Origin of the sequence: Pseudomonas sp. BN102, assembly GCF_029871245.1 — a bacterium.
GTDB lineage: Bacteria > Pseudomonadota > Gammaproteobacteria > Pseudomonadales > Pseudomonadaceae > Metapseudomonas.
In genome coordinates this window covers 1-22,435 of sequence record NZ_SSON01000012.1, presented here as the reverse complement: position 1 = coordinate 22,435, position 22,435 = coordinate 1, and the positions used below count along the sequence as shown (strand labels likewise).

Genomic DNA, 22,435 nt, shown 5'->3' with positions numbered 1-22,435 from the left:
TTCGTAGGCCAGCCGGGCCAGGCGCCAGGATCTGGATAACTCGTTGGGGCAGGAGCCGTCGTTGCGCGATGAGCCGATAACGACCAGAACGCGGGACAGCGAGGCCGGGTCCTTCTGCACGACAGCAGGCGCCAGCGTCATGCAGATTGCACGGATGGCAAAAGCGAATCATGCAAATCTCCCTACGGCACATCACCGGCCAACGATCCCAGGTTATTGATTCATGGGTTGTTTCACGGGTGCGCTGAATCAGGCACGGCTACTGCTTGGAATAGGAGCCCAACAACCGAACAGGAGTCCCAGATGAAACTCGTATTCACCGCTTTCTACGACGCCTTCCCGCAACACCAGGTCGACATCAAGCCGCGGCCGGACGGCTCGCTGCTCCTTACCCTGGTAGGGGTAGACGGCAAGCCTGTCTACAAGGCCATCGACAGCGACGCGCTCTACAGCGAAACGTGCGTACGTCAGGCGATCCGCGAACTGCAGCGCGATATGAAGCTGGAGGCGGGCGAGGTGGTTTGGAATGGCAAGGGCATCGACTGGGTTTCCCGCGAGCTGCCGACCTATCTGGGCGGCCCCATCCATATGACTGCGGCCAAGACCCTGGTGGCCCGGCGCAAGCTGGAGCATGACCGCATGCAAAGCCGGCAGCGGGTCTGATTTGGGTCGATTGCTTTTGTCGCGGAACTTTGCGTAGGAGCGAGTTTAGAGGTGAACCAGGCGCGCGAAAGTCGGTGCCGAGAGTGGCGCATCCTCCGCCACTCACGATATCGGGGCTTGCCCAGGCGTTACGGCCGGCCTGGGTTCCGCGTTGGCTTGCGTCCGGTATCCATGGGACGCTCCTGGTCTTTCTTGATGGTGCCGCCGCCCATGTTCTCGCCTTTCTTGCCGGATCCAGGCGTACGGTCACGGTCGCCACCGGGGAAGTTGCCTTTGTTGCCGCCACGTTGTTCGGGCATTTTGAGATCCTCCGTTGGGATTGAAATGCAGGCGCGCTAGGCACCTGACCTAATCGGAGACGACGCGGCGGCGGATCGTTCGTTCTGTTTTTAGATCGATGGCGTCAGAGCGGTGGGTCGGCTAGGCCCCCTGGGCGCCATGGGTCGACCAGATCTCATGGGCTCTCAGCACATCGTCAGCTTCCATTTCCAGCAACTCGGCGCGGGTCTCCACCAGGTGCGCGAGCAGGGCGGCGACCGCCTGGCGCTGGCTCGCGTCGCAGTGATTGAGGAAGACGTTGTAGGCAGCACCCTGATAGAGGTGGAAGACCAGTTGCCAGCCATACCAGTCAAGATGCTCCCCCGGCTCGTCGAGGGCGAAGCGCACCAGGGCCGGCAAGTAATAGGCGATGCCTTCCGGGGAGCAGAAACAGATGGGGTCCCATCCGGCATTGCCGACATCGGCATGTTGCAGGGTGCTGCGGTCGCGGCTGCACAACAGCTCGTCATGTTCGGCGCATTCGCAGCAGTGCCGGTAGTTGGTGAAATGCTCCGGGCGCGGGCAGTCGCCGAAGGCGGCGTCTATGGCGGCGAGTATCTGGGCGTCGGTGGGCATGGGGCTGGCTTGGTCTGCTGTTGGCATGACCCTAGCTGGCTGTTGCAGGACTGGCAATGGCGCAGGTACCGGTGGTCGTGGCCGTCGGAAATGATGCAGGATGCGCCGTGCCCACCAGCGATTGGATAGGGGGCAGGGTTCGACCCTGCAGGCGGTGCGCATGGCACACCCTACTGGGGACAGCGCGCCGGAGCCATGCCTCGGCGTTCCAGGGCCGTGGATGTCTACTACCGAGTGGCGGGCGCAGAAAGGGGCAGGCGAACCTGCCCCCGCAGTGGCTTAACCACGTTTCGCTTTCTCGGCGAGTTCCTTTTCTTGCGCTACTGCTTCCTGGGCCTGGCGTTTCTGCAGTTCGACCTGGGCGAGGCGCGTTTCGTAGCGCTTGATCACGCGATCACCGCCTCCCGATGCCATGGCGGTACCGGCGGAAAGGACGACGGCGAGCAGTGTGGCGGAAGTGATAAGGGTTTTCATGGTGTGTCTCCTGTCGAGATCAAGGGTTGGGTATTCAGAACAAGCTCCGAATTCGGCGTTGCCATCCTTGATGTAGTGAAGGCTCCTGGTCCGCAGAAGTGCCTGCAGAGGCAGAAAGGGCCCCGCGGCAAGGAGCCGAACGCCGCGGGGCGAAGGGCCCGGCCTGTGTGGCCGGACCGGGAGGAAAGGGTCAGGCCTGGGGTTGCCAGCCGCCGCCAAGCGCCTTGTAGATGGCGACTATGCCGCGATAGACCTCCACCTCGGCCTGGGCCTGGGCGTCTTCGGCGGCCAGGCGTTCACGCTCGGCGTCCAGCAGCACGAGGAAGTCCACCGTGCCTTCGCGGTAGCGGGTAGCGGCCTGTTCGGCGGCGGCGCGGGTGGCTTCCGACTGGCGCACCAGGGAAACCAGGCGCTGCTGGCGCTTGCCGTAGTCGCTGAAGGCGTTCTCGGACTCTTCCAGGGCCAGCAGCACCTGCTGCTCGTAGTTGGCCAGGGCGCCCTCGGCGTCGGCTTCGGAGGCACGGATCTGGGCCCGCACGCTGCCGAGGTCGAACGCCGCCCAGGAGATGGTCGGCGCCACGGCCCAGGCTCGGGCGGCAGAGGAGCCGATCTGCGAACCGCGCCCGGCGGTGAAGCCGAGGAATCCAGACAGGCTCACCCGTGGGAACAGGTCGGCGGTGGCCACGCCCACATCGGCGGTGGCAGCGGCCAGCTGGCGTTCGGCCGAATGCACGTCCGGACGGCGGCGCAGCAATTCGGCCGGATCACCGATGGGCAGCGCCTTGGCAATCATCGGCAGCGGCTTGGGTGAAAGATCCACGCTGAGCTGTTCCGGGCGCTGGCCGAGCAGGGTGGCGATGCGATTGCGGGCGCGTGCTTCCTCGGCCTGCAGTTGCGGCACGCTGGCTTCTGTGGCCGCCAGGCGGCCATCGGCACGCAGCACGTCCAGTTCGCTGCCGAGGCCGGCGTTGCGCAGTTGCTCGGTCAGGCCGCGGGATTCACGCTGGGTCTCGAGGTTTTCGCGGGCGATACGCTCGCGCAACTGGGCGCCACGCAGGTTGCCGTAGGCGTCCACCAGTTCGGCGATCAGGCTGACCTGCAGCTGTTGCAGGTCGGCCTGGGCCACGCCTATCTCGGCGTCGCTGGCTTCGATCTGGCGCTGGATGCGGCCGAACAGGTCGAGCTCCCAGGCCATGTCCAGGCCCAGGTCGTAGCGTTCGGCGTTGACCCGTTCCTCGGTGACGCCGGGCTGCTGGCCCTTGCCGATCTCGGCGCTGGCGCCGGCGGTGACCACCGGCAACTGGTCGTTGCCGACGTCGTCGCGGATGGCTCGGGCCGCTTTCAGGCGGGCGAAGGCCACGCGCAGCTCGCGGTTTTCCTGCAGTGACTGCTGCACCAGCTGGTTCAGGGTCGGGTCGTCGAACTGCTGCCACCAAAGGCTTTCGAAGCGGGCGCGATCGACCTTGGCGCCGTCTGCCGAGGCGAGCCGCGCGGGCTCGCTCTCGGGGGCCTTGTAGTCCGGGCCCACGGCGCAGGCGGAAAGTGCCAGGGCCAGCAGGGCAGGGGCAAAAGCCTTGTACGTCATGCGTGTACTTCCTTCAGTTGCTGGCCGTGGGCGGCCTTGCGTGCTTCGCGCTTCTCCACGAAGCCGCGGATCAGGACATAGAACACCGGGGTCAGCAGCAGGCCGAAGAAGGTCACGCCGATCATCCCGCTGAACACCGCCACACCCATGGCATGGCGCATTTCGGCGCCGGCGCCGGAGGAGATCACCAGGGGCACCACACCCATGATGAAGGCGATGGAGGTCATCAGGATCGGGCGAAGACGCAGGCGGCAGGCTTCCAGCACCGCGGCGACGCGATCCAGGCCTTCTTCCTGTTTCTCCTTGGCGAACTCGACGATGAGGATGGCGTTCTTGCACGCCAGGCCCACCAGTACGATCAGGCCGATCTGGGTGAAGATGTTGTTGTCGCTACCGGCCAGGATCACCCCGGTGATGGCGGAGAACAGCACGGTCGGCACGATCAGGATCACCGCCAGCGGCAGGCTCCAGCTCTCGTACTGGGCGGCCAGCACCAGGAAGGCCAGCAGCACGCAGAGCGGGAAGATGAACACCGCGGTATTACCGGCGAGGAGCTGCTGGTAGGTCAGGTCCGTCCACTCGAAGGTCATGCCGTTGGGCAGCTCTTCCTTCAGCAGCTTTTCGATCGCCGCCTCGGCCTGACCGGAGCTGTAGCCCGGAGCGGCCGCGCCGTTGATCTCGGCGGTGATGAAGCCGTTGTAGTGCATCACGCGATCAGGACCCGAGGTGCTGTCGATCTTGACGAAGGTGGACAGCGGGATCATCTCGCCACGGTTGTTGCGCACCTTCAGCTGGCCGATCTGCTCGGGCTCCAGGCGGAATTGCTGCTCTGCCTGGACGTTGACCTGGTAGGTGCGGCCGAAGCGGTTGAAGTCGTTGGCGTACAGCGAACCCAGGTACACCTGCATGGTGTCGAAGATGTCGCTGATGGCCACACCGTGGGTCTTGGCCTTCTCGCGGTCGATGGCGGCATCCACCTGGGGCACGTTGACCTGGTAGCTGGTGAACACCGACATGGGGTTCAGCTCGGGCAGCTGGCGCGCCTTGGCGATGATGTTCTGGGTCTGCTTGTACAGCTCCTCGTAGCCCAGGTTGCCACGGTCCTCGACCTGCAGGCGGAAGCCGCCGATGGTGCCGAGACCCTGTACCGGGGGCGGCGGGAAGATCGCGATGTAGGCGTCCTGGATGTCCGCGAACTGCTTGTTCAGCTCGGCCGCGATGGCACCAGCGGACATGGACGGGTCCTTACGCTCATCAAAGGGCTTGAGCGGGGTGAACACGATGCCGCTGTTCGGGCTGTTGGTGAAACCGTTGATGGACAGGCCCGGGAAGGCCACGGTGTTCTCCACGCCCGGGTGCTTGGAGGCGATCTCGGACATGCGCTTGATCACGGCCTCGGTGCGGTCCAGGGTCGCCGCGTCCGGCAACTGGGCGAAGGCCACCAGGTACTGCTTGTCCTGCTGCGGCACGAAGCCGGTGGGGGTGCTGGAGAAGCCCAGGTAGCCCAGGACCAGCAGGCCCGCATAGATGAACATGGCGATGCCGCTGCCGCGCAGCACGCGGCGCACGGTGCCGACATAGCCACCGCCGGCACGTTCGAACATGCGGTTGAAGGGGCCGAACAGCCAGCCGCCGAACAGTTTGTCGAGCACGCGGGAGAAGCGGTCTTTCGGCGCGTGGTGGTCCTTCAGCAGTACGGCAGCCAGGGCCGGCGACAGGGTCAGGGAGTTGAAGGCCGAGATCACCGTGGAAATGGCGATGGTCAGGGCGAACTGCTGGTAGAACTGGCCGGTGAGGCCGGAGATGAACGCAGTGGGCACGAACACGGCGCACAGCACCAGCGCGGTGGCGATGATCGGGCCGGTCACTTCCTTCATGGCCTGGCGGGTGGCCTCTACAGGCGACTTGCCGAGGCCGATGTTCCGCTCGACGTTCTCCACGACCACGATGGCGTCGTCCACCACGATGCCGATAGCCAGCACCAGGCCGAACAGCGACAGGGCGTTGAGGGAGAAACCGAACAGGTGCATGACCGCGAAGGTACCGATCAGCGACACCGGCACGGCGGCCAGCGGGATGATCGAGGCGCGCCAGGTCTGCAGGAACAGGATCACCACCAGCACTACGAGCACTATGGCTTCGAGCAGGGTGTGTACCACCGCCTCGATGGAGCCACGCACGAAGATGGTCGGGTCATAGACGATTTCGTAGTCCATGCCCTGGGGGAAGTTCTGCTTCAGCTCGGCCATGCGCGCCCGGACTGCATCGGAGATCTCGATCGCGTTGGAGCCGGGACGCTGGAATACCGGAATAGCCACTGCCGGCTGGTTGTTCAGCAGCGAGCGCAGGGCGTATTGGCTGGAGCCCAGCTCGACACGGGCGATGTCCTTCAGGCGAGTGATCTCGCCGTTGTCGCCGGCGCGGATGATGATGTTCTCGAATTCTTCCTCGGTGACCAGGCGGCCCTGGGTGTTGATCGAGAGCTGGAAGCTGTTGCCGGCGTTGGACGGCGGCGCGCCGAGGGCGCCCGCGGCCACCTGGCGGTTCTGCTCGCGGATGGCGTTGACCACATCGGTAGCGGTCAGGTTGCGCGAGGCCACCTTATTCGGGTCCAGCCACACGCGCAGGGAGTAGTCGCCCATGCCGAACAGCTGAACGTCGCCTACGCCGTCCAGGCGCGCCAGCTCGTCCTTGACGTTAAGCGCGGCGTAGTTGGACAGGTAGAGCATGTCGTAGCGGTTATCCGGCGAGGTCAGGTGCACGACCATGGTCAGGTCGGGCGAGGCCTTGTCGACCGTGATGCCGATCCGGGTGACTTCCTCCGGCAGCTTGGGCTCGGTACGGGTCACGCGGTTCTGCACTTGCACCTGCGCGTTGTCCAGGTCGGTACCCAGGGCGAAAGTGATGGTCAGGGTCAGCTTGCCGTCGTTAGTGGCCTGGGACGACATGTAGAGCATGCCTTCCACGCCGACGATGGCCTGTTCCAGCGGCGAGGCGACGGTTTCACCGATCACCTTGGGGTTGGCGCCGGGGAAGCTGGCACGTACCACCACCGTCGGCGGCACTACTTCCGGGTACTCGCTGATGGGCAGCTGGAACAGCGAGATGGCACCGCCGATCAGGATCAGCAGCGACAGCACGGCGGCGAAGATCGGCCGCTGGATGAAGAACTGGGAGAAATTCATGGCGTGCTACCTCAGCCGCGCGGGCCGACGGAAGTTTTGGCGTTGCGCTCGGCCACACGCGGTGACTCGCGCTCTTCCACGGACTGGCGCAGGCGCGCCAACTGGTCGAGGGTGGATTCGTCGGCCATCGGAACCGCTTGCGGCTCCACCGGCGCGCCGGGCATGGCGCGCTGCAGGCCGTTGACCACGATCTTCTCGCCCTTGGCCAGGCCGCTGCGGACGATACGCAGGCCCTCCAGCTTCGGGCCCAGCTCGATGGCGCGGTAGCTCACCTTGTTGTCGTCACCGAGCACCAGGACGAACTTCTTGCCCAGATCGGTACCGATGGCCTCGTCCTTGATCAGCGCGGCCGGGTAGGTCTCGCTGCCGACCAGCTTGATGCGGGCATACAGGCCGGGGGTGAAGCGGGCGTCCTTGTTGTCGAACACGGCGCGCCCACGGATGGTGCCGGTGCGCGGGTTGACCTGGTTGTCGAGGAAGTCCAGCTGGCCCAGGTGCGGGTTGCCGGCCTCGCTGGACAGGCCCATGTACACCGGACTGGCTGCGCGGGTGTCGGAGCCGGTCTTGCGTGCCAGTTCCACATACTTGAGGAAGGCGCGTTCGTCGGCATCGAAGTAGGCGTAGACCTTGTCGGTGGAGACCACCGAGGTCAGCAGCGACTGGCTGGCGTTGACCAGGTTGCCTTCGGTGATCTCGGCACGGCTGACGCGGCCGTCGATGGGGGCGGTGACGCGGGTGAAGCTGAGGTTCAGTCGCGCGTTGTCCAACTCGGCCTGGGTGGCGGCCACTGCGGCCTGGGCTTCGACAGCGGCAGTGGTGCGGGCGTCGGCCAGCTCGGCGGAGATGGCGTTGGTCTGGCGCAGGCGCTCGCCGCGGCGGGCTTCATTGGCGGCGCGATTCTGGCTGGCGCGGGCCTGTTGCAGCTGGGCTTCCAGGCGCTTGACCTCCGCCTCGAAGGGGCGCGGGTCGATCTGGAACAGCAGGTCGCCTTTCTTCACCAGGCTGCCTTCGTGGAAGGCCACCTGGTCGATGTAGCCGGAAACCCGCGGGCGGATCTCGACGGACTCGGGGGCTTCCAGGCGGCCGGTGAATTCGTCCCACTCGTTGAGGGGCTGTTCGATCACTTCGGCGACGCTGACCTTGGGGGCCGCTTGGTTGGGGCCGGCTTCCGGTGCCCTGCCGCAGGCCACCAGCACCACCGCCGCCGCGAGGGTCAGGGGGTAACGCCAGAGATTCTTGTGAAGTGCTTCCATGGGACGGCTCCGCCAATTGGTTTTATGAATGGGCGGAGTCTGCGTGCGGCATTCGCGCGAGACGAATCGAATGGCCTAAAGATGACTATCACTGGAAGTGATTGATTCGATCAAAGTTACTGGATCGTTGATGGAAAGGACGATTGGGCAGGGGGAGGGAAACCATTGTGGGGGCGAATTCATTCGCTAAGCAGGCCGCAGGTCTGCCCTGCGGGGCCAATGGGGCTGCTGTGCAGCCCTTAGCGAATGAATTCGCCCCCACAAAAGCTGGAAGAGTGCGGTCGGCGCGCTCAGGCTTATTCCAGGCTATCCGGATCCCCGCAATACATCTGGATACGCGAGCGCAGCCAGCGCTCGGCCGGATCGTTGTCCTGGGCGCCGCGCCAGGCCATGGACAGCTCGAACGGCTGGGTAGGGAGAGGCGGGTCTTCGGCGCGTAGGCCGCCGGCGGCGGTCAATGCGGCGGCGGCGTAGTCAGGCACCATGGACACCAGGTCGGTCCCGGCGAGCAGGGTGCCGAGTCCGTTGAATTGCGGCACAGCCAGCACCACGCGGCGCTTGCGGCCGATCTTGGCCAGCTCGTCGTCGACGAAGCCGTTCAGGTCGCCGGCGAAGGACACCAGGGCGTGGGGGCGATCGCAGTATTCGTCCAGGCTCAACGCGCCGGGCACCGAGTCGGCGCGCAGCATCTTGGGTCTGGAGCGGCGCAGGGTCTTGCGCTTGGCGTTGGCTGGCAGTTCGTCGGTGTAGCTGACGCCAACGGATATCTCTCCGGAGGCCAGCAGGTTGGGCATCAATAGATAGTTGGTGCGCCGCACCACCAGCACCACACCGGGCGCCTCGGCGCGCAGACGGCGGAGCAGGGCGGGAAGCAGGGCGAATTCGACGTCATCCGACAGGCCGACGCGGAAAACGGCATTGCTGGTGGCGGGGTCGAAGTCGGCGGCGCGGCTCACGGCGGTGGAGATGGAGTCCAGGGCCGGGGACAGCAGCGCGAAGATCTCCATGGCCCGGGCCGAGGGCTCCATGCTGCGCCCGGTGCGGACGAAGAGCGGGTCGTCGAACAGGGTCCGCAGGCGCGCCAAGGCTGCGCTGATCGCCGGTTGGCCGAGGAACAGCTTCTCTGCTGCGCGTGTCACGCTACGCTCATGCATGAGCGTCTCGAACACGATCAGAAGGTTGAGGTCAACTCTTCGCAAGTCGTTCCGGTTCATGGAATCATCCGTAATTAATGTGTGAAAGGTGCAGTTCCCGTGTCCGATCGTCAAGGCTCACATCATCGCCGTTTATGACAACTATCAATGGCCACGGGTGGTTTTGTGGATAAAGCCCGGATAGAGTCCGTGGCTATAGAAGAGACACAGGCGAGGTATGTGATGTCCCGCATGATCCGTTTTCACCAGTTTGGTGGCCCCGAAGTCCTCCAGCTGGACGAGCTGCCGATTCCCGTTCCGGGCCCGGGCGAAGTCCTGGTGCGCACCCAGGCTCTGGGTGTGGGCTGGAGAGACGTACTCTGGCGGCAGAACCTGGCGGCCGAGCAAGTGGCTCAGCTACCTGCCGGCCTCGGTTCCGAGGTGGCCGGCATCGTGGAAGCCGTGGGCGAGGGCGTTGACGACCTGGCACCCGGCACCCCCGTGGCCAGCTTCCCGGCCGGTACCCCGAGCCAATATCCGGCCTGGGGCGACCTGGTGCTGATGCCACGCAACGGCCTGGTCGCCTATCCCGAAGCCCTGACGCCGATTGAGGCCTGTATCCACTACACGCCGCTGCTGATGGCCTATTTCGCCCTGGTTGACCTGGGCCGGCTGAAGCCTGGTCAGCATGTACTGATCACCGAGGCCGGGAATTGCCTGGCGCCGCAGACGGTGCAACTGGCCAAGGCGCTTGGGGCAAAGGTCATTGCCTCCACCAGCTATCCGGAAAGTCGTGCCTTCCTCAAGGAGCTGGGTGCCGACAAGATCATCGTCACCGAAGAACAGGACCTGGTCCTGGAAGTTGAGCGCTTCACCCAGGGCAAGGGTGTCGAGGTGATCCTGGACCAGTGCGCCGGCCAGCAGATGAAACTCCTGGGCGACGTTGCCGCAACGCGCGGCAAGCTGGTTGTCTATGGCTGCAACGGCGGCAACGACACTGCGTTCCCGGCTTGCGCCGCGTTCAAGAAGCATCTGCAGTTCTATCGCCATTGCGTACTCGACTTCACCGGTTCTCCGGAGCTGGGCATCGAGACCAACGAGGCTTCGGTCAAGCGGGCGCTGGACCATATCAACCAGATGACCCGTGATCATCTGTTGAAGCCTCCGGTTGATCGCGTCTTCGCGTTCGAGGACTTCGTCGAGGCCAACCGTCACATGGAAACCTGTCCGACGGGTGGCCGGGTGGTCATGAAGGTCGCCGACTGAGGAAGGCGGGGCGGGCCGCTGGGTTCGCCCCGAATCTGTCTTGTTTTCGAATGTTGGCCAGTGTGCCGCGCGAGGCGCTCGGGTCGATAGCCGAATCCTGCTGGATTCTTGCCTGATCCTCTCGAACCGCGTCTAAAGGCGAGACTAGCCTGCACGCCATGGGTAGAGTTGACCCATCTTCGCCGAGGGTCCGAACCATGAATGCACACGCCTTCCCTGCTTCCCGGGAATCCGGTACGGCCGTCCGGCAACAGCAGGAGCTGGTGCGGTTGATTGATCGATTCACCGGGCAGGATGGTCCCCAGGTCACGGCCATTCCCGGCCTGACCCTGTTCCGTACCTCCCATCCCAGCGAACCCTTGCACTGTCTCTATGAGCCCGCCCTGGGGCTGGTGGTGCAGGGCCGCAAGCAGTCGGTCCTGGGTGATGAGACCTATCACTACGGGCCGTCCGAGTACCTGGTGGTATCGGTGGACCTGCCGGTGATCGGGCAGGTCACCGAGGCCAGCCCGGAAGTCCCCTTCCTCAGTCTGCGCCTGGACCTGGACCCCAAGGAAATCAGCGCCCTGCTGATGGATTTCCCGATTCCGACTCCCAGTCCCCAGCCTTGCCCGCGCTGCATCGCCGTCAGCGGCCTGGGCGCGCCCCTCCAGGATGCCGTGCTGCGCCTGGTGCGCTTGCTGGAGACGCCGGAAGACATTCCCGCGCTTGTGCCACTCATTCGCCGTGAAATCCTCTACCGCCTGCTGCGCGGCGAGCAGTGCGCGCAACTGCGCCAGATCGCCAGCAGCGGCACCCAGGGCCACCGCATCAGCCGTGCGGTGAACTGGCTGCGGCAGAACTTCCACCAGCCGTTGCAGATCGAGCGCCTGGCCAACGAGGTGAACATGAGCACCTCGGCCCTGCATCACCACTTCAAGGCGATGACGGCCATGAGCCCGCTGCAGTTCCAGAAGCACCTGCGCCTGCAGGAAGCCCGTCGGCTGATGCTGATCGAAGCCCTGGACGCGGCCAGCGCCGGCGGCCGGGTGGGCTACGAGAGCCCGTCGCAGTTCAGCCGCGAGTACAGCCGACTGTTCGGCGCGCCGCCCCTGCGGGATATCGCGCGGCTACGCCAGTCGGCCTGACACGGCGCACCGCCGCTGGCGGGCTAGCCTGAATGACTCCTCCGGCCCGGTGTAACCGGCCGGCTCCCATGAACCATCCAGACAGAGGTGGTATGCCTGATGATTACCCTCAACCTGAACGGCAAGGACCACGAACTCGACGTGCCCGCTGACATGCCCTTGCTCTGGGCCCTGCGTGACGTCGCCAACCTCACGGGCACCAAGTACGGCTGCGGCATGGCGCTCTGCGGCGCCTGCACCGTGCAACTGGACGGCCAGGCGACGCGCTCCTGCATAACGCCCGTTTCCGCGGTGGTGGGGAAGAAGATCACCACCATCGAAGCCGTGGGCCAGGACCCGGTCGGCCAGGCCGTGCAGACGGCCTGGCGCAAGCTCGACGTGGTGCAGTGCGGTTACTGCCAGTCGGGGCAGATCATGTCGGCCACCGCATTGCTGCAGGGCAACCGCAAGCCGAGCGATGCCGATATAGACGCCGCCATGAGCGGCAATATCTGCCGCTGCGCCACCTATGTGCGGATTCGCGCCGCCATCCACGAAGCCGCCAGCAACCTGGCCTGAGGAGGTCCGTCATGGGCAAGTTCGAGCCTGATACCACGGCCGGTAGCGGCATTCTCAACCTCAGCCGGCGTACCTTCCTCCGGGGCAGCGGCGGCCTGGCGCTGGGCATCTTCTTCGCGCCGCTGTTGCGCGGCGGCGATGCGCTGGCCGCCGGGGGACCCTTCGCACCCAATGCCTTCGTGCGCATCGGCAGCGACGGTAGCGTGACCATCCTGGCCAAGCACGTGGAGATGGGGCAGGGGAGCTACACGGGCCTGGCCACCTTGCTGGCCGAGGAGCTGGACGCTGACTGGAGCCAGGTCAAGGTCGAGGGTGCGCCGGCCAACGCGGCGCTCTACAACAACCTTGCCTTCGGCCCCATGCAGGGCACAGGCGGCAGTTCGGCCATGGCCAACTCCTACGAGCAGATGCGCAAGGCCGGCGCCAGCGCCCGCGCCATGTTGGTGGCGGCGGCCGCCGAGCAGTGGAAGGTGCCGGTGCAGGAAATTTCCGTGAGCAAGGGCGTGGTCAGCCATGCCGCCTCGGGGCGCAAGACCGGTTTCGGCGAACTGGCCGAGGCAGCGGCCCGGCAGCCGGTGCCTGGCGAGGTGAAACTCAAGTCGCCCAAGGACTTCACCCTGATCGGGCAGGAGCGCCTCTCTCGCAAGGACAGCGCTGACAAGACCGATGGCAGCGCCATGTTCACCCAGGACTTCAAGCTGCCCGGCATGCTGGTGGCGGTGGTGGCCTACCCGCCGCGCTTCGGTGGGGTGCCATCGAGCGTCGATGCGAGCAAGGCCAAGGCGGTGCCCGGTGTCGTGGAGGTAGTGGAGTTCAAGGACACGCCCCATGGCCGCGCCGGCGTGGCCGTGCTGGCGAAGAACACCTGGGCCGCGCGCCAGGGCCGTGATGCCCTGGTGGTGCAGTGGGACGAGAGCAAGGCGTTCAAGCTCGGGAGCGACGAGATCTTCGCCCGATATCGCGAGGCTGCCGGCAAGCAAGGACTGATCGCCAGCAAGCAGGGCGATATCGCCGCCGCGTTGGCCCAGCCGGCCAAGTTGATCGAGGCCGACTATGAATTCCCTTACCTGGCCCATGCCGCGATGGAGCCGATGAACTGCCTGGTGAAGCTCACCCCCGGTCAGTGCGATGTGTGGAACGGCGAGCAGTTCCAGACCGTGGACCAGATGGCCATTGCCAAGTACCTGGGCATCCCGGTGGAGAAGGTCAGCCTGACCCAGCTCTACGCCGGCGGCAGCTTCGGCCGCCGCGCCAATCCGCATTCGGACTACCTGCTGGACGCCGTGGCCATCGCCAGGGCGGCGCAGGCCAAGGGCCATGAGGTGCCGGTGAAGCTGGTCTTGACCCGCGAGGACGACACCCATGCCGGCTACTTCCGGCCGGCCTACCTGCATCGCGCGGTTCTGGCCCTGGACAGCGAAGGCAAGCTGCAGGGCTGGCAGCAGCGGGTGGTAGGCCAGTCCATCCTAAAGGGCACCGCGTTCGAGGGGGCCTTGGTGAAGGAAGGCATCGACCACACCTCGGTGGAGGGCGTGTCCAATCTGTCCTACGAGGTGCCCAACTTGCAGGTGGAGCTGCACACCCCCGAGGACATCGGCGTGCCGGTCCAGTGGTGGCGCTCGGTGGGTCACACCCATACCGCCTTTGCCGTGGAAACCCTGATCGACCAGGCCGCCACCACCGCCGGCAAGGACCCCTACGAGTACCGCCACGGTCTGCTCGGCAAGCACCCGCGCCATCTCGGTGCGCTGGAGCTGGCCGCGCAGAGGGCAGGCTGGAACCAGCCGCTGATGCCTGGCGCCGAGGGTGAGAAACGCGGGCGCGGGATCGCCGTGCACGAATCCTTCGGCTCCTTCGTCGCCCAGGTGGCGGAGGTGACGGTCAAACCCGACGGCAGCTTCAAGGTGGATCGGGTGGTCTGTGCGGTGGACTGCGGGCTGGCGATCAACCCGGACGTGATCCGGGCGCAGATGGAGGGCGGCATCGGCTACGGCCTGGCGGCGGCGCTGCATGGCGCCATTACCCTGAAGGACGGGGTGGTGGAACAGTCCAACTTCCACGATTTCCAGGTATTGCGGATCAACGAGATGCCGGCCGTGGAGGTGCACATAGTGCCGTCGGATAACGCGCCCACGGGTGTTGGCGAGCCGGGCGTGCCGCCCATCGCGCCGGCCGTGGCCAATGCGCTGCATGCGGCGGTGGGGCAGCGGATCTACACCTTGCCATTCCCGCCCCAGGTGAAGGTCTGAGGGAAGGCCCTCGCCGGTCGGGTGGCCTGCTCAGGCCGCCCGGCCGCAGATCAGTTCCCGCAGGGCCTTGCGCTCGGCCGCCGGAGTCGGCGCCTTGCGCACGGCCAGGCTGCCATCTTCCAGGCTCACCACCACTTCGGTCTCGAAGTGCAGGCGGAGTTCGTCCAGTGTCACGTGGGTGACCTGGTACAGGCTGTCGCTGATGCGTGGGTTGGCGGACATGGCGGCGGTCTCGTTCCGGTTGGCCACAGGGCCGATGGAGCGATAGTGCCTTTCGGGCGTCCAGCGCAGAATTGAATGGGCCTGATGGTGAAGATCATTCGCGTTGATGACGTGTCAGGAAAAGCGGTGCAACAAGCCCGAATCCTTGTAGGAGCCAGCTTGCTGGCGAAGCCGGTCATTTCGCGAGCAAGCTCGCTCCTACGGGGCTATGGGCTCGTCGGTCGATGCCTGGCATCAGCTAACGAGGGCGGCGAGATAGCCCCGATGCAATCCAGGAAATGCAACTACGGACTGCACCCTCTCCCGCCTGCGGGAGAGGGCTGGGGGAACAAGCAGTAGCTCCGACTAAGCGCGTTGCAGTTATTTGCTCAGCAGCACCGCCAGTTCGTCGGCTTCCTCGGCCCAGTCGGAATCTTCCAGCAGAGCGTCCCGCAGGAAGGTCGCCTGTGCCAGGTTCCAGAAGGGGGCGTCGGGCAGCGCCTGGCCCACCGCGAGCCTGTGATCGGCGGTGAAGCGGTCTATGTCGCCCTTGCCGGAAGGCAGGCCGAGTTGGTCGAAGAGGGCGCTGAGAGAGTGGTGGCTGGTGTCCATGCTGGGGCCTCCGATTGCGGCGTCGAGGGAAAAAAGACCTTCATCGACTATAGACTCTGTGCCGGCCAGGACCGCTGAGCAGCAGCATGTCGGCTACGAGTGGCGCGGGGTTGCGCCTTGCGCTGACTTGGCTAGCCTCACAAAAAAGTGGTCGCCGAGCCGCGGCCACCTGCACCGGGGGCGAAATGAGCGTCCAGAGCGAGCAGAGGAATTCCTTGTGGGACCCGGTGGAGGCCGCGTTACTTCTGGCTCCGGTCTGGTCCCCGGTGATGTTTATCTTCCTCGCCGTATTCCTCCACGAGTTCTTCCAGATCCATTGGCTGTTCAATTCCAGATTGAGCACCTTCGGCATGTTCCTGGTGCCGGCGATCTCGATGCTGCCGTTGATCCACGATTCGCCCCGCCCGATGGCCATCACGCTGTTGCTGGCGGGCGGTTACTACCTGGTCGGGCTGGCGGCGATCTTCCTGATGTCCTGGGGAATGCTGCTCTATACCGGCTATACCTGATTCGCCCGCGGAACCTGGCACGGGGCCATGGATCAAAGGCCCCGGGTCCGCACATTCGGCGGATCGTCCCACTACGGAGCCATTCATGTCCCCTTTGAAGAAACTCGCGCTCATCGGCCTCGCGGCGCTACCGCTAGCTGGCTGCCTGAAAGAGGAATCGGTCGATCAGGCGGCGCTCTGCACCTACAGCACCGATGCGGAGGCGAAGCTGTGCAAGCCCGGCCAGCTGTCCTGGTTCAAGGCGGGGAGGGCGGTCAACCAGCAATTGCCGTTGAGCGTGGCGGCGGCCTACTGCGACTTCAACCATCCGGTCATGTACAACGAGGCGGGGGTGATCTGCGTCTTCACCGACAAGCGCCTGAACCTGGTGAAGTAGGAGGGGCAGCGGGCCTGTGGGGGCGAATTCATTCGCACTCGGCTGCGCAGCAGCCTTTAGGGGCTTCGGCAGGCCGGGCCTGCGGCCCGGTTAGCGAATGAATTCGCCCCCACAATGAATGGGCAGAGTGGGGACTCGAGTTCAGCGCTTGCCCATGGACCGGCGGGTGCCGCGCGGTGCCGGGCCGGGGCGTTGGCCGCGGTCGTGGCCCTTGAGGCTCTGGTACCAGGGGATATTGGCTTTCTTCGGTTTGGCTTGCGCGGCTTCGGCGGCCGGGGTTTCCTGCTGCTGGATTTCGGCCTGGTCGTGGTCTTGGCTGGTCATGGTGCTTCTGCTGTATCTGGGCTTGGCCCGCATCCGGGCCGGAGGCGCGCATCATACACCATGTGCCCGTGGGCCGGCCTCCGGGAGCGCCCGGAGGCCGTTGGTCCCGCTCAGGCATCCTCTTCCTGCAGTCCCTCGCCGACCAGCTCCACGCGGTGGTCGACGTGGTTGATGGCCGAGAGTATGTGTCCCGGGTCGGTCAGCGAGGGCGCCATGGTCCAGCGGTCGACCGGTTCGTTGCCGATCCGCACCATGCCGGTATGGGTGAGCTGGTTGCCGTCCAACACCGGGTCCACGTTATAGAAGCCCAGGGCGTAGCGCAGCTCCAGGATGTCATGCGGATCGCCGGTGAGGAACTGCCAGCCGGGACCGATGTGGAACTTGTCCACGTACTCCTGCAGATGACGCGGCTCGTCCAGCTCCGGCTGCAGGGTGATGGAGTACATGAAGACATCCCTGCCAAGCCTGTCGCCGAGCCTCTGCTGCACCTTGCGCAGGTTGGCGGTGGCAGTGGGGCAGTTCCTGCTGCAACTGGCGTACATCATGTTGAGTACCACGACCTTGCCGCGTATCAGGTCTTCGTAGAAGTCGACCTTCCTGCCCTGGTGGGTGAAAAGGGTGGGGTTGGGGAACTTGGCGCCGTCGGCGCGGGGTCTTGGCTGGCGTTCCGCGGTGAAGCCGAGCGCGCCCAGGGCCACCAGCCCCAGTGCGCCGGCGCCCAGGCCGCTGATCAGGTTTCTTCGAGTGTTCATGAATGTGTCCTCCCGCCGCCGCTACGCGATATCGAAGCGCAGCATCATCGCTTGGTCTTCGTGGATCAGGTTGTGGCAGTGCATCACGTACTTGCCGACATAGTCCCGGAAGCGGATGAAGACGCGGATGGTTTCGTTCTTGTTGATCACATAGACATCCTTGCGCCCCAGTTCATGGGCGGGGATGGGAAGCTGAACGCCGTTGCGGACCCGCGAAATGATGCGGCCTTCCTCCAGATGGATATGGATGGGGTGCGACCAGCCGTCGTCGATATTGATCAGTTCCCAGATCTCGCCCCGGCCCTTGGGCACGTTGAAGCGCGGTGCGTTGACGTCGATGAATTGGCCATTGATCTGCCACATGTTGTTGGATCGTTCGAAGACGAAGCTGCGCACCGGAGCGGCGGCGACTTCCGCCGGGTTCAGCGGTGGTAGCGGACGCAGGTAGGCCGGCACCTGGCTGAGGTCCTGGGCGGACGGCCAGCGGTCCACCACTATCTTCAGTACGCGCACGCCGGGCTCCTTGATGTCCTTGGGCCCGCGGGTTTCTACCTGGCGTATGCGGTTGACCAGGTAAAGGGTGGTTCCCACCGGGTACTTCGAGAAGTCCACGACTATGTCCGCCCGCTCGGCGACGCCCAGGGTGATGGACTGCTGGTTGAGCAGGGGCTGGGGCAGCAGGTTGCCGTCGTTGCCGATGTAGGTGAAGTTCTGCTTGATATTGTTCGGGTTCACCAGGGAGAAGGCATAGAACAGGCTCGGCCCGCCATTGAGCAGGCGGAAGCGGTAGCGTCGGGCGGCCACCTTGAGCACCGGCTCGATCATGCCGTTGACGATCACCTTGTCACCCAGCACGCCCTCGGGGTTTATCGCGTCGTAGTAGAGCTTGCCGGCGGCGTCGAATCGGCGGTCGCCGAAGATCAGCGGGTAATCGTAGGGATGGCTTGGCAGGCGCAGGGCGCCGGGCGTCGCGTCGGCTTCGTTTCCCGAGTCCAGGTGGTCGTACAGGATGTACATGCCCAGCAGGCCGCGATAGAGATTCGACCCTGTGAAGTCCAGGGTGTGGTCGTGGTAGAAGAGCGTGCCCAGGGCTTCGCGGTAGTCGCCCAGACTGTTGGGCGGCGTGTCGAAACCGGCATAGGCGTTGGGGTAGAGATGATCCTTGAACCTGCCCTTGGCGGTCAGGGTCGGCCCGGCCTTGGTAGCACTGTAGTAGTCGCCAGGGAAGCCGTCGCTCTCCGAGGCGCTGTGCAGGTTGTGCAGGTGGGTGGAGATTTCCGGGGTGCCGAAGCCCGTATGGTTGGCTGGCAGGTCGTTATGGATGCGGCAGATCATCGGGCGGCCGTAGCGGGTCATCACCGTCGCGCTGAACTCGTTGGCCGGCGTGTTGGCGGCGCGATAGGTCCAGACCTTCTGGGGTGGGTAAGCCGGGTTGAACACCCAGTTGACGGTTTCCTTGGCGCGCAGCTCGTAGTACTCGGCGCCGGGACGGAACCTGGCCCAGTGCTGGTGCCTGTCCCTGCCGGCTTCGCCACCGGCGATATTGGCCAGCTCAGTGGGGGCGGGGACCAGGGTCGGCACGCTGGCGGCTGGCACTATCTGATTGGGCAGTTGCATCACCCAGGGAGTCGTGGGCGGGCTGGGCGGCAGGATCGGCGCCGCAGCCTGGCTTTCAGGGGTGCGCAACAGGGTGGGCGCGGCTACGGCAGCGGCAGATAGCTTTAGAAAGTCGCGCCGCGTTTCGTCCGCCAACCTGCCTTTCTTGTTCTTGGTTTGTCGAGGATTCTTGCCTTTCATGGGTGTGCTCCATCTCCCCGCCGCTAATCCGCACGAACGGCCCGCCCTGGGTGCAGTACCCCACGGCTAGTTTTTCCCCATCCGTTCGTACGAAGGTGCAGGCCGCCAATGGATGTCGCTCGCGCGGCCAGTACGCCAATAAGCCGACTAAAGACGTCGCACTTAGCGGGTGCAAATGGCCAAATGACAATTATTTGCCGCCTTTGCTGGCCAGCGGCTTCTGGCTCTAGGCATTGCGGTGAGTGTTACAAGATGTGTCTCGAAGACGGGCGGCGGCGATTGCAGGGCAGGCGGTAGAGCGGTTTCTGCGAGGTGGAGGCGACCGGAAAAGATGGGATTCCGGCCGCTCCGGGAGCCTTACTGGTACTTGGAGTGGAACAGGGCGATCTGATTGACCGGCTTGGGTTCTTCCTTGGCCAGTACATAGACCACGCGCTGGCCGTCCGGGCCGCCGCCGATGTCGACATAACTGAAGGTGGGCTCGCCGATCTTGTACATGTCCATCATGTCGCCGTAGCGGCTGAACACGTAGATGATGCCTTCTTCGTCGCGCAGCTCGCCGTAGAAGGGCTGGGCTGGCGGCAGGCTGATGTCTAGGAAGCGCGTGGCGCTGAGGGTCTTCAGGTCCTTGCCCTGGTCGGCGGCTTTCAGCACCAGGACGATGTCGCGACCGAAGCCGTCCTTCTTGCCCAGGTTCTGCTTCACCGGCGCGCTGCCGCTCTTCACGAATTCGCGGTAGGTGGTGTAGTCGTCGAAGACATACAGCTCCTTCTCGGCGCGGATCTGGTACCAGTCTTCATTGTCCAGGGCCACCGGCTTGGCCGGTGTCGGGGCCTGCATGCTGCAGGCGCTCAGAGCTGTGGCCAGCAGAGTGACGGCCAGTGGCTTGATCAGGTTCTTCTTGTCGTTCATCAGAGGTCCTCCCCAGGAAAGTTGAGCAGAGAATCTGCCTGCGGCGGATGACTGATTGATGACGGGATTGTGTCGCAAAGATTAAGCCTGAAGGCTTTGTTTTTCAGGTGGTTAGCGTCGGTTCTTCAGCCTGGGCTTGTGCTCTGCGGGCTTGGCCGTAGGGCGCGCTATGCGCACCGACATCCCGCGCGGTGTCATTGGTGCGCTCGGCGCACGCTACCGTTGAGGGCATCTCGCTGAGGTCTGAACAAAGAAAAAGGGTGAAGGCGTGTGCCTCCACCCTTTGAAGGCCCCGCCGTAGCGGGGCAGTCGAGGGGCTCTTGCTCAGCCGCGGTAGTAGCGCTGCGGCACGAAGGGGGTCTTGGCCACCTTCATGGCCACGCGCTTGCCGCGCACCAGGGCCCAGACCTCGCTGTCCAGGGCCGCATGGCGGGCGGCGACGAAGCCCATGGCCACGGGCGCGCCCAGGCTGGGGCCGAAGCCGCCGCTGCAGACGCGGCCGATGGTGGCGCCTTCGGCGTCGACGATCTCGGCACCCTCGCGCACCGGTACGCGCTCCAGGGGCAGCAGGCCGACGCGCTTGCCGGTCACGCCGTCGCGCTGTTGCGCGAAGATGCGCCCGGCGCCGGGGAAGCCGCCGGCACGGGCGCCATCGGCGCGACGGGCCTTGGAAATGGCCCAGGTCAGGCTGGCCTCGATCGGCGTGGTCGCGCTGCTCATGTCATGGCCATAGAGGCACAGGCCGGCTTCCAGGCGCAGCGAGTCGCGGGCACCGAGGCCAATCGGCTCGACCTCCGGCTGGGCCAGCAGGGTACGGGCCAGGGCTTCGGCCTGGGCCACGGGGACGGAGATCTCGTAACCGTCTTCGCCGGTGTAGCCGGAGCGGCTGACGAAGCAGTCCACGCCTTCCAGGCGCACGCTGCCGAACTGCATGAAGGTCATCTGGCGCACTGCCGGGGCGAGGCGGCCGAGCACCTCCACCGCGGCCGGGCCTTGCAGCGCCAGCAGCGCGCGGGATTCGAACAGCGACTCGATCTGGCACTGGCCGGCCAGGTGCTGTTGCAGGTGGGCCAGGTCCTGCTCTTTGCAGGCGGCATTGACCACCACGAACAGTTCGTCCTCGGCCAGGCGGGCCACCATCAGGTCGTCGAGGATGCCGCCGTTCTCGTCGGTGAACATGGCGTAGCGCTGCATGCCCACCGGCAGGTCGAGGATGTCCACCGGCACCAGGCTTTCCAGCGCCCGGGCCGCATTGGCGCCACGCAGGATGATCTGGCCCATGTGGGAGACGTCGAACAGGCCGGCCTGTGCACGGGTGTGCAGGTGCTCCTTGAGCACGCCGAGGGGGTATTGCACCGGCATGTCGTAGCCGGCGAAGGGCACCATGCGTGCGCCGAGTTCGAGGTGCAGGGCGTGCAGCGGGGTTTGGGCGAGGTCGGTCATGTACGGCTCCAAAGTCAAAGTCAGTGCGGGTTGGGGCGGCCCTCTCCCCCGGCCCCTCTCCCTGCAGGGAGAGGGGAGACAAGCCCCCTCTCCCGCGTGCGGGAGAGGGTTGGGGAGAGGGCGCTCTTCAGCATTCGATGATGTTCACCGCCAGCCCACCGCGGGCGGTTTCCTTGTATTTGCTCTTCATGTCGGCGCCGGTCTGGCGCATGGTGCGGATCACCTTGTCCAGCGAGATGAAGTGCTGGCCGTCGCCGCGCAGGGCCATGCGCGCGGCGTTGATCGCCTTCACCGAGCCCATGGCGTTGCGCTCGATGCAGGGCACCTGGACCAGCCCGCCGACCGGATCGCAGGTCAGGCCGAGGTTGTGCTCCATGCCGATCTCGGCGGCGTTCTCCACCTGCTGCGGGGTGCCGCCCATGACTTCGCAGAGCGCGCCGGCGGCCATCGAGCAGGCCACGCCGACCTCGCCCTGGCAGCCGACTTCGGCGCCGGAGATCGAGGCGTTCTCCTTGTAGAGGATGCCGATGGCGGCGGCGGTGAGCAGGAAGCGCTCGACGCCGTCGTCATTGGCACCGGGGATGAAGCGCGTGTAGTAATGCAGCACCGCCGGGACGATGCCCGCCGCGCCGTTGGTGGGCGCGGTGACCACGCGGCCGCCGCTGGCATTCTCCTCGTTCACCGCCAGGGCGTAGAGGTTGACCCAGTCCAGCACCGCCAGGCTGTCCTTGAGGCTGGCTTCCGGATGCTCGCTGAGCTGGCGGTAGAGCGCGGCGGCGCGGCGCTTGACCTTGAGCCCGCCGGGCATGATGCCTTCCTTGCGGCAGCCGGCCTTCACGCAGTCCTGCATCACCTGCCAGATCTTCATCAAGCCGTCGCTGGTTTCTTCAGGCGTACGCCAGGCCTTCTCGTTCTCGCGCATCAGGTCGCTGATGGAGAGCCCGCTGGCGCTGCAATGGGCGAGCATTTCCTTGCCGGACTTGAAGCGATAGGGCAGCGGCGTGCGGTCTTCGACGATGCGATCCAGCCCGGCGGCTTCCTCGTCCACCACGAAGCCGCCGCCCACCGAGTAGTACTCGCGCGAACGGATCTGGATGCCGGCGTCGTCGAAGGCGCGGAAGA

At 65.3% G+C, this 22,435-nt stretch carries 22 protein-coding genes; 7 read left to right on the top strand and 15 right to left on the bottom strand.

Annotated features, from left to right (window positions below; all coding sequences use genetic code 11):
* The first annotated feature begins 303 nt into the window (after nt 1–303).
* The gene (locus E8F12_RS00860; protein ID WP_280323393.1) at nt 304–663 is read left to right on the top strand and encodes a DUF3509 domain-containing protein; all 360 of its coding nucleotides are present in this window, start codon (nt 304–306) and stop codon (nt 661–663) included.
* A gap of 128 nt (nt 664–791) precedes the next feature.
* Here E8F12_RS00860 and E8F12_RS00855 read toward each other — a convergent pair whose 3' ends face one another.
* The 7 genes from E8F12_RS00855 to E8F12_RS00825 form a co-directional block, all read right to left on the bottom strand.
* Nucleotides 792–962, bottom strand: a complete 171-nt coding sequence (locus tag E8F12_RS00855) for a stress-induced protein (RefSeq protein ID WP_280323391.1) — start codon at nt 960–962, stop codon at nt 792–794.
* A 121-nt stretch (nt 963–1,083) separates the two neighbouring features.
* Nucleotides 1,084–1,584: a hypothetical protein gene (locus tag E8F12_RS00850; RefSeq protein WP_280323390.1), complete on the bottom strand. Its 501-nt coding sequence runs from the start codon at nt 1,582–1,584 to the stop codon at nt 1,084–1,086.
* 252 nt (nt 1,585–1,836) lie between these two features.
* A complete protein-coding gene (locus E8F12_RS00845) occupies nt 1,837–2,031 on the bottom strand; it encodes a hypothetical protein (protein ID WP_280291197.1) in 195 nt (64 codons plus the stop codon).
* Between the two features lie 190 nt (nt 2,032–2,221).
* The gene (locus E8F12_RS00840) at nt 2,222–3,616 is read right to left on the bottom strand and encodes a TolC family protein (protein WP_280323389.1); all 1,395 of its coding nucleotides are present in this window, start codon (nt 3,614–3,616) and stop codon (nt 2,222–2,224) included.
* Nucleotides 3,613–6,801 (bottom strand): efflux RND transporter permease subunit, encoded by a 3,189-nt coding sequence (locus tag E8F12_RS00835; RefSeq protein WP_280323388.1) that lies wholly within the window; start codon nt 6,799–6,801, stop codon nt 3,613–3,615. The genes E8F12_RS00840 and E8F12_RS00835 overlap by 4 nt, the downstream gene beginning before the upstream one ends.
* 11 nt (nt 6,802–6,812) lie before the next feature.
* Complete coding sequence (gene mexE / locus E8F12_RS00830; RefSeq protein WP_280323387.1) at nt 6,813–8,054, bottom strand: multidrug efflux RND transporter periplasmic adaptor subunit MexE; 1,242 nt, start codon at nt 8,052–8,054, stop codon at nt 6,813–6,815.
* A gap of 296 nt (nt 8,055–8,350) precedes the next feature.
* The gene (locus tag E8F12_RS00825; protein WP_280323386.1) at nt 8,351–9,268 is read right to left on the bottom strand and encodes a LysR substrate-binding domain-containing protein; all 918 of its coding nucleotides are present in this window, start codon (nt 9,266–9,268) and stop codon (nt 8,351–8,353) included.
* Nucleotides 9,269–9,430: 162 nt separating this feature from the next.
* Here E8F12_RS00825 and E8F12_RS00820 point away from each other — a divergent pair, with 162 nt between their 5' ends.
* From E8F12_RS00820 to E8F12_RS00805, 4 genes are all read left to right on the top strand, one after another.
* Entirely contained in the window at nt 9,431–10,453 is a 1,023-nt protein-coding gene (locus E8F12_RS00820; protein ID WP_280323385.1) for a zinc-dependent alcohol dehydrogenase family protein, read from the top strand.
* Between the two features lie 197 nt (nt 10,454–10,650).
* Nucleotides 10,651–11,580: an AraC family transcriptional regulator gene (locus E8F12_RS00815; protein ID WP_280323384.1), complete on the top strand. Its 930-nt coding sequence runs from the start codon at nt 10,651–10,653 to the stop codon at nt 11,578–11,580.
* A 99-nt stretch (nt 11,581–11,679) separates the two neighbouring features.
* On the top strand, nt 11,680–12,138 hold the full coding sequence (locus E8F12_RS00810) for a 2Fe-2S iron-sulfur cluster-binding protein (RefSeq protein WP_280323383.1): 459 nt from the start codon (nt 11,680–11,682) through the stop codon (nt 12,136–12,138).
* A gap of 11 nt (nt 12,139–12,149) precedes the next feature.
* Nucleotides 12,150–14,387 carry a xanthine dehydrogenase family protein molybdopterin-binding subunit gene (locus E8F12_RS00805; protein WP_280323382.1) on the top strand — a complete coding sequence of 746 codons (2,238 nt, stop codon included), beginning with the start codon at nt 12,150–12,152 and terminating at the stop codon, nt 14,385–14,387.
* A 30-nt stretch (nt 14,388–14,417) separates the two neighbouring features.
* On the opposite strand, the gene ptrC is transcribed toward E8F12_RS00805, so the two are convergent.
* Together ptrC and E8F12_RS00795 are read right to left on the bottom strand one after the other, a co-directional pair.
* Nucleotides 14,418–14,609 carry a type III secretion system co-regulatory protein PtrC gene (gene ptrC, locus E8F12_RS00800; RefSeq protein WP_280323381.1) on the bottom strand — a complete coding sequence of 64 codons (192 nt, stop codon included), beginning with the start codon at nt 14,607–14,609 and terminating at the stop codon, nt 14,418–14,420.
* A 360-nt stretch (nt 14,610–14,969) separates the two neighbouring features.
* Nucleotides 14,970–15,200 (bottom strand): DUF2789 domain-containing protein, encoded by a 231-nt coding sequence (locus tag E8F12_RS00795; RefSeq protein WP_280323380.1) that lies wholly within the window; start codon nt 15,198–15,200, stop codon nt 14,970–14,972.
* A gap of 185 nt (nt 15,201–15,385) precedes the next feature.
* Between E8F12_RS00795 and E8F12_RS00790 the strand changes: the two genes are divergently transcribed.
* Entirely contained in the window at nt 15,386–15,709 is a 324-nt protein-coding gene (locus tag E8F12_RS00790) for a hypothetical protein (RefSeq protein ID WP_280323379.1), read from the top strand.
* Nucleotides 15,710–15,794: 85 nt separating this feature from the next.
* The gene (locus E8F12_RS00785) at nt 15,795–16,085 is read left to right on the top strand and encodes a hypothetical protein (RefSeq protein ID WP_280323378.1); all 291 of its coding nucleotides are present in this window, start codon (nt 15,795–15,797) and stop codon (nt 16,083–16,085) included.
* Between the two features lie 141 nt (nt 16,086–16,226).
* Here E8F12_RS00785 and E8F12_RS00780 read toward each other — a convergent pair whose 3' ends face one another.
* The 6 genes from E8F12_RS00780 to E8F12_RS00755 form a co-directional block, all read right to left on the bottom strand.
* A complete protein-coding gene (locus tag E8F12_RS00780) occupies nt 16,227–16,409 on the bottom strand; it encodes a hypothetical protein (protein WP_280291171.1) in 183 nt (60 codons plus the stop codon).
* Between the two features lie 110 nt (nt 16,410–16,519).
* Nucleotides 16,520–17,161, bottom strand: a complete 642-nt coding sequence (locus E8F12_RS00775) for an SCO family protein (protein ID WP_280323377.1) — start codon at nt 17,159–17,161, stop codon at nt 16,520–16,522.
* Nucleotides 17,162–17,182: 21 nt separating this feature from the next.
* Nucleotides 17,183–18,958 carry a multicopper oxidase domain-containing protein gene (locus tag E8F12_RS00770; RefSeq protein WP_280323376.1) on the bottom strand — a complete coding sequence of 592 codons (1,776 nt, stop codon included), beginning with the start codon at nt 18,956–18,958 and terminating at the stop codon, nt 17,183–17,185.
* A gap of 357 nt (nt 18,959–19,315) precedes the next feature.
* On the bottom strand, nt 19,316–19,870 hold the full coding sequence (locus tag E8F12_RS00765; protein ID WP_280323375.1) for a hypothetical protein: 555 nt from the start codon (nt 19,868–19,870) through the stop codon (nt 19,316–19,318).
* Between the two features lie 324 nt (nt 19,871–20,194).
* On the bottom strand, nt 20,195–21,313 hold the full coding sequence (gcvT, locus tag E8F12_RS00760; RefSeq protein ID WP_280323374.1) for a glycine cleavage system aminomethyltransferase GcvT: 1,119 nt from the start codon (nt 21,311–21,313) through the stop codon (nt 20,195–20,197).
* A gap of 127 nt (nt 21,314–21,440) precedes the next feature.
* Nucleotides 21,441–22,435 (bottom strand): L-serine ammonia-lyase (locus E8F12_RS00755; RefSeq protein ID WP_280323373.1); only part of this gene is annotated, 995 nt, incomplete at its 5' end.